Here is a 13,733-nt window from a genome sequence, read left to right as displayed (position 1 = left end):
CGAGGAGAGTGAGTGATGAGAAATATAAATAAATGGTTTGGGGTGTTCGTCTGCCTGTCAATTTTGGTCACTACAGCATTTGTTTTCGGGTCTGGTTTTGAAAAAAATCAACGATTAAATCACCGATCAGTGAGTATGGAGCATCTGTTTCATCCTTATCTTTCCGGCGGCTCACCACTTGCTGCAGAAATGCGAAAGGTAAAACTGAATACACTTCGGGAACAGAATGGTCATGCCGTGGCAGCCCATAACTTTTCAAAACAGAAGACCGGCGACGAACTTCGACTGGTCCCGGGCGGTCAGTCAATAGGTGTTAAAATCAAAACACGTGGCGTACTGGTGGTTGGGTACCATCTTATCAACAGTAATCGCGGTCAGGCTTCACCCGGAGAGTCGGCAGGTATTCAGATTGGGGATATCATAACGAAAATCAACGGTCGTCAGATGAGTTCCATAACGGATGTACGCCAGATCATTGGTCAGGCATCTGCTCAAAAAAAGATGCAAGTGGATCTTATTCGCAGACATACGATATTAAAAAAGCAACTGATGCCGGTAAAAGGTAAAGATGAGGGAAGGTTTCAGATTGGCCTGTATATCAGAGACTCTGCATCCGGGATTGGTACCATGACTTTTTATGACCCGAAATCAAATGCATATGGAGCTCTTGGACACACCATTTCCGATCGTGACACCGGGCAGCCGGTTCCTGTGAAAAACGGACAGATTGTTCGTTCTATGGTGCAGGCTATTCAAAGAGGGGCTGAGGGTAACCCGGGAGAAAAGATTGCCTTTTTCCCCGATCATGCCGAGCAGATTGGAACGATAAATAGAAATACCGCTTTCGGCATTTACGGATATCTGCAGAACAACGATTTGATGTACCAGAATCGACGTATGCAGGCGCTTCCCGTAGCAAAACCGGATCAGGTACACGAAGGTGCAGCTCAAATTCTGACGGTATTGAACGGAAGTCGTGTCGAAGCATTCGATGTTCGCATCTTAAACGCGGTATCTCAAAAAAATCCGGAAACAAAGGGTATTGTGATTAAGATAACTGACCCCAGGTTACTTCAGGTAACGGGCGGAATCATTCAGGGAATGAGTGGAAGTCCCATTATTCAGGACGGCCGACTCGTCGGTGCAGTCACCCATGTTTTTGTCAATGATCCAACCTGTGGCTACGGGGTTCATATTAAATGGATGCTTCACGAAGCTGGCATTCAACAATCCAGGATAACTGAGGAATCTGCAAGTTAAATGAATATAATACGACATCATCATGTCGAGAAATGTCAGATGATGTCATAATAAATCAGTTTATCCGATAAAAGGGTAATAATGAGGGAAAAATATTGAAGAAATCAAAAACGAGAATAAAGGATTACTTTCTCCCCTGTCGAAAAGTTAAAGTGTAAAACTTTTTGGAAGGGGGCTTTTTTTGTTGCAAAAAATTAAAGTGGGTCTTACCGATGACAACCAGGAACTGATTATGCTGATTTCTGAATACCTGAAAACTCAGGATGACATTGAGGTTACAGGAACCGCCAGAAATGGTCAGGAGTGCCTTGAGATGCTGAAAACGATATCTCCCGATGTCCTTCTGCTTGATATTATTATGCCGCATCTGGACGGAATTGGTGTTCTCGAACAACTACATCAGAACAGTACACTGCCCAGGCCAAAAATTATTATGCTTACGGCATTCGGTCAGGAAGACGTCACGAAAAAGGCAGTTGAACTGGGTGCATCTTATTTTATTTTGAAACCGTTTGACATGCCTAATCTTGCTAATCAGATTCGACAGATCGCCGGAAAAAAGGAGATGGACTCCATGTTTTCAAATCGTACGGCGAATTCATCTGTGTCCATCGTCCGCAGTCACGATTTAAATGCCAGCATTACTCATATTATTCATGAAATTGGTGTTCCGGCTCATATTAAAGGGTACATGTATTTAAGAGAAGCGATTTCAATGGTTTATCACAATATTGAACTTCTCGGATCGATTACCAAGGTTCTTTACCCCGATATTGCGAAAAAGTACAAAACAACACCCAGCCGTGTAGAACGGGCGATCCGTCATGCCATCGAAGTAGCATGGAGTCGTGGTAATGTCGATTCCATTGTTTCACTGTTTGGTTATACAGTATCCATGTCCAAAGCCAAACCCACGAATTCGGAATTCATCGCCATGGTCGCCGATAAACTGAGGATTGAAAACAGAGCCGGGGATTCAATGGAGGTCCATTGATCGTCAACTATCCGAATACTGAAAATAAGCGTGCGGTCCTGAGAAGGGATGCATGCTTTTTGTATTTTTGAAAATGAATGCGATCGCGTGTACACCACTTTTTCCAAAAAGGATTTGGAAAAACAGGATAATATGGTATATTAGACAGTATCAGTCGAAAAAAGAAGAAATTAACATGAATTTCCAAATTGATTTTTTTGGCATGGGAAGGTGCAGACACGTTGACCGGTTTAATGATCGCCCTGATTCCGGCCTTGCTGTGGGGTACGCTTCCTCTCGTCAGCACAAAAATGGGAGGAACGCCAAATCAGCAGGCCTTCGGTATGACAATTGGTGCTATTTTTTTTTCAATAGTCGTATCCTTTATTGTTCCACCGATATTTAATTGGACGGTAGTCATGATTAGCTTTATTTCGGGGCTGTTCTGGGCAGTCGGCCAGCTTTATCAGTTTGCTGCAATGAAAACAATCGGTATTTCAAAAACCATGCCTGTATCAACGGGTATGCAGCTTGCCGGAGCTGCATTGTGCGGTGTATTGATTTTTGGTGAATGGAATACGGCGTTCAGACTGTCAGTTGGTCTGACAGCTCTGGTTCTTATCGTAGCCGGCGTTCTCTGTACATCACATGAACCTGGAAAAAATGGACATACTGAATCCATAAGCATGATAAAGGGTATCCTTTTATTGCTTCTGTCCACTTCCGGGTATGTATCGTATATTGTCATACTTCGTTTGTTTGACATCAACGGATGGTCGGCTATTCTTCCTCAGTCGGCCGGAATGATCACAGGTGCTTTATTATTGTCCGGACGGCAGGCCAGCCATCTCATAACAAGGGAAACAGCCGGGAATATGATATCCGGTCTGATGTGGGGAGGCGGGAACATTGCCTTACTTATGGCAACGAAACTGGAAGGAGTAGCAACCAGTTTCTCTCTGTCTCAGGTCGGTACCGTTCTTTCAACACTCGGGGGCATTTTCTTACTGGGTGAGAAAAAATCAAAAACGCAAATGATATTTGTCATGGCGGGCTGTTTCCTTATAGTTACCGGCGGTGTTCTCCTTGGTATGACAAAACAGTGAGAGATGTATTTTTTTCATGACAGGAGCACTCAGTAATGTTAAAATAGATCTATGGTTTTTGCAGGATTCTGTCGGTATTTCAAATGTAAACGGTGTTTAGGTCGATTCCGTTAGAAAATGATTTGCCGTATGTTTCCTGAAGCTGTTAATTTTTGATAAAGGAATGGAGAGAGTAAACACAATGGAGAAAACATATGTTGTCACTGATGAAACCGGTATTCATGCACGTCCTGCTACTGTTCTTGTCAGCGAGGCGAGCAAATTCGAATCAAATATTAATATTGAATACAACGGGAAAAAGGCCAATCTGAAGAGCATCATGGGTGTTATGGCCCTTGGTATTATGCAGGGTGCTGAATTTAAAGTAACTACAGACGGTGCCGATGCAGATGATGCAGCAAAGGCAATCAGCAATGTCATCGCGTCTCAGGGGATCGGCAAAGAAAAATAAAGTGAAACTTCAATCTGTGTGAGGGTTCTTCATCTCCAACGGATTGTCAGTTGAACAACTCACCGGATTTTTCGGGCAGTTATCCTCCCACCTGGGCATTTTCTTTACCATCATGACTCTGAGATGGACCCGCCCGTTCATGCGGGATAACATTTAATTTTATCATAGTCAGGGAGCGATCCGGGATCTGCTTCTTTATCATCCTTTAAATGAAATAAACCAGGCCAATGGCAATGCCTGCATTTTGCCACTGGCCTGGTTTATTTCGTGTTGCGTTAAAATGGCATTTTACAGAAGAATAAGAGGAGTAAGGACAGGGGCAAAGACAAAAGTAAAAGATACAGGTACAATAGAGTTTAAGCATAAAGTATATGCCATTATGTTATAGAGGAGGCATGATAAAGACGGACATTAAACACTTACATTATTTTCTGGAGGTCGCAAAAAGGAAAAGTTTTACAAAAGCTGCGCATCATCTTTTTGTCACACAGCCTACAATTAGTAAGATGATTAAGGATATTGAGGATGAATTAGGCATGCAGCTTCTGGACCGTTCTGGTAAAGAAATTGAATTAACTGATGCCGGAAAAATCGTGTTCGAGCAATCTCGGAAGATCGTCAAATCCTTTGATCATTTGTCAGATGAGCTGGGAGACCTGACTCATGCAAGGGTCGGAAAACTGACCATTGGGTTACCACCGATGATTGGTGTTTATTTTTTCCCTGCGATATTAGGAAAATTTAGAAATAAATATCCCGGAGTGGATTTACATATTGTTGAATATGGTGCAAAAAAAATCGCTGATTGTGTTTCTGAAGGAATTCTGGAAGTGGGTGTCACTGTAGGTCCTTTCGATCATCGACACCTGGATTCTTTCGCTTTCTATGATGATCCGATCTGTGTCGTAGTTAATCAGTCACATTGGCTGTCAAAAAAAAGCAATGTTACACTTAATGAATTAAAAAGTGAATCGTTTATACTTTTCCCTGAAGATTTTGCTCTTAGAACTATGATTACTAAAGCTTGTGAACACGCAGGTTATCAGCCAAAAATTGTATTTGAAAGTTCTCAATGGGATTTTATGATTAAATTAGTCTCAGAAGGTTTCGGCATTGCACTTCTTCCATTGAGTATCGTAAAAAAAGCGAAAGATCAGTCAGTCATTTCTGTTCCTCTTAATGAGAAAGACCTGACCTGGCATTTATCAATGATTTGGAGAAGAAATCATTATCTTTCGTTTGCAGCCAGGGCGTGGATAGAGGAGTCCGCAAAAGCGCTGAAATTGCAGAAAGTTATTGACAAATGATTTAATCATGGTGCCGGGTAAGAATTCTGCTCCGTTCACTTTCTGTTTGTTTCCTGATTTATCCTAATCAAATCAGTTAATCAAGTTCTCCAATAAAATACATTTTTGATTTTTTATTGACAAAGATACTGCTCTCTGATATATTATTCTAGTCGCTGAATTTGATGTCTTGTTCATCATTGACAGAGACAAGTGAATCAGTTATAATTACAGTATATTATTAGTAATCTCTGATTTACGTCGGTGACTGGTCTGTATATCAGCCGACTGATAATTAAGCCAGAAGATTTCAAATGGTCCTTGAAAACTGAACAAAAGCCAAGCGTGATTTGAGGGGTTTATCCCCTGATCAATTCAATTTGCTATAGATCTTATGAACGAAAAAAGTCTGACCCGGATGCCGAAAGGGATCCGGAAGAAGCAATACTTTTTTGGAGAGTTTGATCCTGGCTCAGGACGAACGCTGGCGGCGTGCCTAATACATGCAAGTCGTGCGCACAGAGGGGAGCTTGCTCCCTGAGGTGAGCGGCGGATGGGTGAGTAACACGTGGGCAACCTGCCAGTCAGACTGGGATAACTGTGGGAAACCGCAGCTAATACCGGATGATCCTCCGCACCGCATGGTGCGGAGCTGAAAGATGGTTTCGGCCATCACTGACTGATGGGCCCGCGGTGCATTAGCTTGTTGGCGGGGTAACGGCCCACCAAGGCTGCGATGCATAGCCGACCTGAGAGGGTGATCGGCCACATTGGGACTGAGACACGGCCCAAACTCCTACGGGAGGCAGCAGTAGGGAATCTTCCACAATGGACGAAAGTCTGATGGAGCAACGCCGCGTGAGCGAAGAAGGTTTTCGGATCGTAAAGCTCTGTTGCCGGAGAAGAACGGATGCGGGAGGAAATGTCCGCGTCGTGACGGTATCCGGCCAGAAAGCCACGGCTAACTACGTGCCAGCAGCCGCGGTAATACGTAGGTGGCAAGCGTTGTCCGGAATTATTGGGCGTAAAGCGCGCGCAGGCGGCTTCTTAAGTCTGATGTGAAATTCTGCAGCTCAACTGCAGGCGGGCATTGGAAACTGGGGAGCTTGAGTACAGAAGAGGAGAGTAGAATTCCACGTGTAGCGGTGAAATGCGTAGAGATGTGGAGGAATACCAGTGGCGAAGGCGGCTCTCTGGTCTGTTACTGACGCTGAGGTGCGAAAGCGTGGGGAGCGAACAGGATTAGATACCCTGGTAGTCCACGCCGTAAACGATGAATGCCAGGTGTTAGGGGGGTCCAACCCCTTAGTGCTGAAGTTAACACATTAAGCATTCCGCCTGGGGAGTACGGCCGCAAGGCTGAAACTCAAAGGAATTGACGGGGGCCCGCACAAGCAGTGGAGCATGTGGTTTAATTCGAAGCAACGCGAAGAACCTTACCAGGTCTTGACATCCTTCGACCGCCCGAGAGATCGGGTTTTCCCCTTCGGGGGACGAAGTGACAGGTGGTGCATGGTTGTCGTCAGCTCGTGTCGTGAGATGTTGGGTTAAGTCCCGCAACGAGCGCAACCCTTGACCCTGGTTGCCAGCATTCAGTTGGGCACTCGAGGGTGACTGCCGGTGACAAACCGGAGGAAGGTGGGGATGACGTCAAATCATCATGCCCCTTATGATCTGGGCTACACACGTGCTACAATGGGCGGTACAAAGGGCAGCGAGGCCGCGAGGCTGAGCCAATCCCATAAAGCCGCCCCCAGTTCGGATTGCAGGCTGCAACCCGCCTGCATGAAGCCGGAATTGCTAGTAATCGCGGATCAGCATGCCGCGGTGAATCCGTTCCCGGGCCTTGTACACACCGCCCGTCACACCACGAGAGTTTGTAACACCCGAAGTCGGTGCGGGAACCTTTATGGGCCCAGCCGCCGAAGGTGGGACAAATGATTGGGGTGAAGTCGTAACAAGGTAGCCGTATCGGAAGGTGCGGCTGGATCACCTCCTTTCTAAGGAAACGATCGATAGCGAAACGTTTGCGCTTTTGTTTGGTTTTGAAGGAGCCATTCCTTCAATACCCGGCGTGCTGCAGGGCACGCGGGACGATCCTTGAAAACTGGATAACGAAAGATACAGAAAACACGTCAAGAATTCCATTTTGTCCAGGACATGATCAATGATTGTGTCGGTGGTTAAGTTTTAAAGGGCACACGGTGGATGCCTTGGCACTGGGAGCCGATGAAGGACGGAACGAACTCCGATAAGCTCCGGGGAGCTGTAAGTGGGCTTTGATCCGGAGATTTCCGAATGGGGAAACCCCCTGTCCTGACGGACAGGATGACGCACTGAATTCATAGGGGCGTCAAGGCAGACCCGGGGAACTGAAACATCTCAGTACCCGGAGGAAGAGAAAGCAAATGCGATTTCCCGAGTAGTGGCGAGCGAAAAGGAAACAGCCCAAACCAGGGGGCTTGCCCCCTGGGGTTGTAGGACACTCCGCATGGAGTCAGAAAAGCGCGTTTCAGGCGAACGGCCTGGAAGGGCCGGCCGAAGAAGGCAAACGCCCTGTAGCCGAAGAGGCGCGCTCTCCGGAGTGGATCCTGAGTACGGCGGGACACGAGAAACCCCGTCGGAAGCCGGGAGGACCGTCTCCCAAGGCTAAATACTCCCCAGTGACCGATAGTGAACCAGTACCGTGAGGGAAAGGTGAAAAGCACCCCGGAAGGGGAGTGAAAGAGATCCTGAAACCGTGTGCCTGCAAGTAGTTGGAGCCCCTTCGGGGGTGACAGCGTACCTTTTGTAGAATGGACCGGCGAGTGGCGATTCTGAGCAAGGTTAAGCCGGAGAGGCGGAGCCGCAGCGAAAGCGAGTCTGAAGAGGGCGAATGAGTTCAGGGTTGCCGACCCGAAACCGTGTGATCTACCCATGTCCAGGGTGAAGTCCAGGTAACACTGGATGGAGGCCCGAACCCACGCATGTTGAAAAATGCGGGGATGAGGTGTGGGTAGGGGTGAAATGCCAATCGAACACGGAGATAGCTGGTTCTCCCCGAAATAGCTTTAGGGCTAGCCTCGGACAAAGAGGTCTGGAGGTAGAGCACTGATTGAATAAGGGGTCCCCACAGGATTACCGAGTTCAGTCAAACTCCGAATGCCAGACGCTCAGGCTCCGGGAGTCAGACGGCGAGTGATAAGATCCGTCGTCGAAAGGGAAACAGCCCAGACCGCCGGCTAAGGTCCCTAAGTTTGCGCTGAGTGGGAAAGGATGTGGCGTTGCCCAGACAACCAGGATGTTGGCTCAGAAGCAGCCACCATTTAAAGAGTGCGTAATAGCTCACTGGTCGAGTGGCGCCGCGCCGAAAATGTAACGGGGCTAAGCGCAGCACCGAAGCCGCGGATGACTCTTTCAGAGTCATGGTAGGGGAGCGTTCCAGAGGCCGGGAAGGTCTGCCGGAAGGCAGGCTGGAGCGTCTGGAAGTGAGAATGCCGGTATGAGTAACGAAAAGAGGAGTGAGAATCTCCTCCGTCGAAAGCTCGAGGGTTCCTGGGGAAGGTTCGTCCGCCCAGGGTCAGTCGGGGCCTAAGCCGAGGCCGAAAGGCGTAGGCGATGGACAACAGGTGGATATTCCTGTACCGCTGGAACACGTTTGAGTGAAGGGGGGACGCAGGAAGGCGAGGTCAGCGCACGGATGGAAGCGTGCGTTCAAGCCGCGAGGCCGGCAGCGAGGCAAATCCCGCTGCCTGAGGCCGGACGGTGATGAGGAGGGAAATTTAAGTACCGAAGGGCCACAACCTACACTGCCTAGAAAAGCCTCTGGCGAGTGAACCAGTGCCCGTACCCAAACCGACACAGGTGGGCAAGAAGAGAATTCTGAGACGCTCGGGAGAACTCTCGTTAAGGAACTCGGCAAAATCACCCCGTAACTTCGGGAGAAGGGGTGCTCAAAGGGCCTTCGGGCCCTCTGAGCCGCAGTGAAAAGATCCAAGCGACTGTTTACCAAAAACACAGGTTTCTGCTAAACCGAAAGGTGATGTATAGGGGCTGACACCTGCCCGGTGCTGGAAGGTTAAGAGGAGAGGTCATCCCTTCGGGGAGAAGCTTTGAACCGAAGCCCCAGTAAACGGCGGCCGTAACTATAACGGTCCTAAGGTAGCGAAATTCCTTGTCGGGTAAGTTCCGACCCGCACGAAAGGTGTAACGATTTGGATACTGTCTCAACGAGAGACCCGGTGAAATTATAGTACCTGTGAAGATGCAGGTTACCCGCGACAGGACGGAAAGACCCCATGGAGCTTTACTGCAGCCTGATATTGGATGTGGGTATCGATTGTACAGGATAGGCAGGAGCCTTTGACGCCGGACCGCCAGGTTCGGCTGAGGCGCCGGTGGGATACTGCCCTTTCGATACCGACATTCTAACCCGGGACCGTGATCCGGTCCGGAGACAGTGTCAGGCAGGCAGTTTGACTGGGGCGGTCGCCTCCCAAAAGGTAACGGAGGCGCCCAAAGGTTCCCTCAGAATGGTTGGAAATCATTCGCAGAGTGTAAAGGCACAAGGGAGCTTGACTGCGAGACCCACAAGTCGAGCAGGGACGAAAGTCGGGCTTAGTGATCCGGTGGCACCGCATGGAAGGGCCATCGCTCAACGGATAAAAGCTACCCTGGGGATAACAGGCTTATCTCCCCCAAGAGTTCACATCGACGGGGAGGTTTGGCACCTCGATGTCGGCTCATCGCATCCTGGGGCTGAAGTAGGTCCCAAGGGTTGGGCTGTTCGCCCATTAAAGCGGTACGCGAGCTGGGTTCAGAACGTCGTGAGACAGTTCGGTCCCTATCCGTCGCGGGCGCAGGAAATTTGAGGAGAGCTGTCCTTAGTACGAGAGGACCGGGATGGACACACCGCTGGTGTACCAGTTGTTCCGCCAGGAGCAGACGCTGGGTAGCTATGTGTGGACGGGATAAGTGCTGAAAGCATCTAAGCATGAAGCCCCCTCCAAGATGAGATTTCCCACAGCTTTAAGCTGGTAAGGCCCCTCAGAGATGATGAGGTGGATAGGTCTGGAGTGGAAGCGCGGTGACGCGTGAAGCGGACAGATACTAATCGGCCGAGGGCTTAACCCAAAGTCAGCGGACAGAAGGAAAAAAGACGTGCTGTATCTTTCGTTACCGGTTTTGAGGGGTCGCCCGACCTGGGTGATTTTCAAGTCTGGCGGTCATAGCGAAGAGGTCACACCCGTTCCCATTCCGAACACGGTCGTTAAGCTCTTCTGTGCCGATGGTAGTGGGGGCTGTCCCCCTGTGAGAGTAGGTCACTGCCAGGCAAATGATTAAAGAGGCATTTCCCGAAAAGTGGGGAATGCCTCTTTTTTTATTTTACAAGATTCAAATCTAATAAGCGGCTACGAAGTTATCTGAAGAATCAATGAACTGTCTCAATGAACAAGATAGATCTGGTCAAGTGATTTAATGCATAATGAGTATAACAATAAAGTAATTCTTTATTTAAGTAAAAAGGGTTGACCTGTGTTTTATAACAGATAAAATGTGATTGATGAGTGATAGATATGTGACAAAAATATGAATAACAGGGGAATATGAAACTGAATCCATACTTATTTGAATTTGGTTATCAGGCACCGAAGAAAAGAGGATGGTAAATGATGAAAGTTTCACTTTTTACAACATGTCTCGGTGAGTTATTTTATGTAAACGTTCTCAAAGATGCCACAGAGGTACTGGAAAGACTGGGATGTGAAGTTGATGTCCCTGAAGGGCAAACTTGCTGTGGACAGCCTGCCTTCAATAGTGGATATGCAAAGGATACGGCAGGCCCTGCGAAACAGATGATTCGCACTTTCGAACATTCGGATTATATTGTCTGTCCGTCAGGATCCTGTGCTGCGATGTTTCATGAGTATCCTGATTTTTTTGCCAATGATCCAGACTGGCATGAACGCGCACAAAAAGTTGCTAAGAAGACTTATGAATTCACACAGTTTATCGTAAACGTCCTTCATGTTGAAGATGTAGGTGCTGAATTTCATGCACGAGTCACTCTTCATACCTCCTGTCACATGTCGCGTCTTCTTGGGGAGCATGAATCGCATTACAAGTTACTTAGCCATGTAAAAGGACTTGAACTGGTTAAACTGCCTAATAATTATGATTGCTGCGGATTCGGAGGAACCTTTTCAGTCAAGATGTTCCCCATTGCCGAACAAATGGCGGATGAGAAAATACGTCATATTGAAGAAACGAAGGCAGATGTTCTTGTAGGAGCAGATGCCAGTTGCCTGATGCATATCGGTGGACGGATGCGAAGACTCGGAAAAAATATTAAAGTCATGCATATTGCACAAATCCTGAACAGTCTACCAGGAAGGGAGGATGTTGATCATGCCAATGAAAGTGGGAAATCAACCGTTCTTTAAGAGAGTCGACGATGCCATTCATAATTCATTTATGACACAGGCTGTGTCGTCCGCTCAGGACGGATTACGAAATAAGAAATTAAATGCAACTTCAGGAGACAAATCGCTTGGAAATTGGGAAGATTGGCGCCACGCCGGTGAAGAAATTCGTGCTTTTACACTGAATCATCTCGATTATTATCTGAAAGAATTAAGCGATCAATTTGCTGCACGCGGCGGACATGTGTTTTTCGCACAGACTGCAGAAGAAGCCAGAGAATACGTCAAGCGGGTCGTTCAAAAGAAAAAAGCGAAGAACGTTGTAAAATCTAAATCCATGGTGACAGAAGAAATCAGCTTGAATGAAGCATTAGAGGAAGCAGGTTGCGATGTTCTGGAAACGGATCTCGCTGAATTTATTTTGCAGGTGGATCATGATAAACCCTCGCATATTGTCGTGCCATCTGTACATAAAAACAGACAGCAGATTCGCGATTCGTTTAAAAAACTGGGATATACAGGAACAGATGATCCAAAAGAACTGGCCGGATTTGCCAGAAAAACATTAAGGGAAAAATTCCTGCACGCTGATGTCGGAATTACCGGATGCAATTTTGCTGTTGCTGATACAGGAAGTATCTGCCTCGTCACCAACGAAGGTAATGCTAATATGGTAACGACTTTCCCGGAAACACAGATCACGGTCATGGGTATGGAGCGACTGGTTCCATCGTGGAAAGAACTGGATACTCTGGTGACTTTGCTTTGCCGCAGTTCTGTCGGGCAAAAACTGACCACTTATGTTACAGATATTACGCCTGATGATCAGTCAGAAACAGTGGACAGTCCAAAGGATTTTCATCTGGTCATCGTAGATGCCGGACGTTCAAACGCCCTCGGTACAGAGTTCCAGTCTGCTCTGTACTGTATACGGTGTGCCGCCTGTTTAAATGTTTGTCCTGTTTACCGCCATATTGGTGGTCATGCTTACGGTTCGATCTATCCGGGCCCGATTGGTGCGGTCCTTTCACCGATCCTTGGGGGATATAAAGAATATGGAAAATTGCCGTATGCCTCAAGCCTCTGCGCGGCATGTACCGAAGCCTGCCCGGTCAGGATACCGTTGCACCAGCTGCTCATTAAACATCGAAGAAAATATGTTGAAGGTGGAGGTCATCCCCCGTCGGAGAAAGAATGGCAATGAAGGGATTTGGAGTGGGAGCCCGTTCACCGTTTTTATTTAAAGCGGGTATGAAAACGGCTCCGATACTTTTAAAACCACTCGTTCATAATGGGGCTATTGAAAAAGGGCCGGGTCCGATAAAATCATGGACACATGGACGAGACTTTCCTGCACCAGATAAAGAAAATTTCCGTGAGTGGTTCAAAAAACACAAATCAAAATCAAAAACAGAAGGCCATCAAACAGACCATCACGAAGGGGCAGGTGAATCATTTTGAGAGGAACAATTGAGAACAGGGATGCTTTTCTGAATAAGATTGCAAAAAAAATGAATCGTCAACCTGAAGAAACGATTAAAGAACCGGTTTGGAGCTATCAGCCGCAGTGGGCAGTTCATCAGAATGAATCAAAGAATCAGCTTGTTGAATTGATCAAACGGGTAAGCCAATCCATCCATACAAAGGTTATTGAGACAGATACAGATCATTTACCTCAAATTTTGAATCAGACGATTCACACTTATGGTGGAGGCCGGATCGTTGCAACAAATGACGGCCGTTTCGCTGAATTTGGCCTTACTGAAGTGTTAAAACAAAATAATGTATACGTCTGGAATACAGAGAAAGGCCATGAGAATATTGACCGGGCTGACGAGGCTAATATTGGATTATCAGTCTGCGATGTGATGCTTGCTGAGTCGGCTACTGCCGGTTTTTTTCATGATAAGGATAAAGCGAGAAGTGTCAGCCTGCTTCCTGTCACGTCAATAGTCATTGTTCCTGAAAGTGCGATTGTTCCCAGATTAACTCAGGCAATGAAAATGGTTGAAGATAAAGTAGCAACGGGGGAAAAGATCTCACCGTATATCAATTTTATTTCAGGTCCCAGTAACAGTGCAGACATTGAAATGAGGCTGGTAGTCGGTGTACATGGACCGGTCAAAGTGGCTTACATTTTGGTTCAGGATGTTTGACTGCATAATGAAGAAAAACTTGCCAACTGTCGGCTTGCAAAAGCTGCCGGAGATTTCGTTTTTCTGATACCCTTTCCTGAAAATGATTTTCAAAGTATGA

Annotated in this window: 7 protein-coding genes, 3 rRNA genes and 1 pseudogene; all 11 read left to right on the top strand. The window is 47.2% G+C overall.

Going from position 1 to position 13,733, the window contains the following annotated elements:
- The first annotated feature begins 15 nt into the window (after window positions 1–15).
- The 11 genes and pseudogenes from spoIVB to ABNN70_RS12065 all read left to right on the top strand — a co-directional run bounded on the left by spoIVB (window position 16) and on the right by ABNN70_RS12065 (window position 13,633).
- A complete protein-coding gene (gene spoIVB / locus ABNN70_RS12115; protein WP_353947928.1) occupies window positions 16–1,260 on the top strand; it encodes a SpoIVB peptidase in 1,245 nt (414 codons plus the stop codon).
- A 184-nt stretch (window positions 1,261–1,444) separates the two neighbouring features.
- Window positions 1,445–2,254, top strand: coding sequence for a sporulation transcription factor Spo0A (gene spo0A, locus ABNN70_RS12110; RefSeq protein WP_129930341.1), 810 nt, complete (start codon window positions 1,445–1,447; stop codon window positions 2,252–2,254).
- A gap of 221 nt (window positions 2,255–2,475) precedes the next feature.
- Window positions 2,476–3,339 carry a GRP family sugar transporter gene (locus ABNN70_RS12105; protein WP_129930342.1) on the top strand — a complete coding sequence of 288 codons (864 nt, stop codon included), beginning with the start codon at window positions 2,476–2,478 and terminating at the stop codon, window positions 3,337–3,339.
- Between the two features lie 181 nt (window positions 3,340–3,520).
- The gene (locus ABNN70_RS12100; protein WP_129930343.1) at window positions 3,521–3,790 is read left to right on the top strand and encodes a phosphocarrier protein HPr; all 270 of its coding nucleotides are present in this window, start codon (window positions 3,521–3,523) and stop codon (window positions 3,788–3,790) included.
- Between the two features lie 395 nt (window positions 3,791–4,185).
- The gene (locus tag ABNN70_RS12095) at window positions 4,186–5,097 is read left to right on the top strand and encodes a LysR family transcriptional regulator (protein ID WP_129930344.1); all 912 of its coding nucleotides are present in this window, start codon (window positions 4,186–4,188) and stop codon (window positions 5,095–5,097) included.
- A 428-nt stretch (window positions 5,098–5,525) separates the two neighbouring features.
- Window positions 5,526–7,076 (top strand): 16S ribosomal RNA (locus ABNN70_RS12090).
- 181 nt (window positions 7,077–7,257) lie between these two features.
- A 23S ribosomal RNA gene (locus ABNN70_RS12085) occupies window positions 7,258–10,188 on the top strand.
- Window positions 10,189–10,272: 84 nt separating this feature from the next.
- Window positions 10,273–10,388 (top strand): 5S ribosomal RNA (gene rrf, locus ABNN70_RS12080).
- The 16S, 23S and 5S rRNA genes sit together here, the layout of an rRNA operon.
- Before the next feature lie 339 nt (window positions 10,389–10,727).
- Entirely contained in the window at window positions 10,728–11,498 is a 771-nt protein-coding gene (locus ABNN70_RS12075; RefSeq protein WP_353949432.1) for a (Fe-S)-binding protein, read from the top strand.
- Window positions 11,464–12,938: pseudogene (locus tag ABNN70_RS12070) on the top strand (LutB/LldF family L-lactate oxidation iron-sulfur protein). Before ABNN70_RS12075 ends, ABNN70_RS12070 begins: the two are co-directional and overlap by 35 nt.
- Window positions 12,935–13,633 (top strand): lactate utilization protein C, encoded by a 699-nt coding sequence (locus ABNN70_RS12065; protein ID WP_129928857.1) that lies wholly within the window; start codon window positions 12,935–12,937, stop codon window positions 13,631–13,633. Before ABNN70_RS12070 ends, ABNN70_RS12065 begins: the two are co-directional and overlap by 4 nt.
- Window positions 13,634–13,733: the final 100 nt, after the last annotated feature.

This window comes from Sporolactobacillus sp. Y61, from assembly GCF_040529185.1.
Taxonomy (GTDB): Bacteria; Bacillota; Bacilli; order Bacillales; family Sporolactobacillaceae; genus Sporolactobacillus.
The sequence above is the reverse complement of the archived record's forward strand: the minus strand, read 5'-3'. Positions and strand labels throughout refer to the sequence as shown.

Excerpts from the sequence above, each read along its gene's own strand:
- spoIVB (WP_353947928.1), top strand. The coding sequence starts at position 16 with ATGAGAAATATAAATAAATGGTTTGGGGTGTTCGTCTGCCTGTCAATT.
- ABNN70_RS12100 (WP_129930343.1), top strand. The coding sequence starts at position 3,521 with ATGGAGAAAACATATGTTGTCACTGATGAAACCGGTATTCATGCACGT.
- ABNN70_RS12095 (WP_129930344.1), top strand. The coding sequence starts at position 4,186 with ATGATAAAGACGGACATTAAACACTTACATTATTTTCTGGAGGTCGCA.
- ABNN70_RS12075 (WP_353949432.1), top strand. The coding sequence starts at position 10,728 with ATGAAAGTTTCACTTTTTACAACATGTCTCGGTGAGTTATTTTATGTA.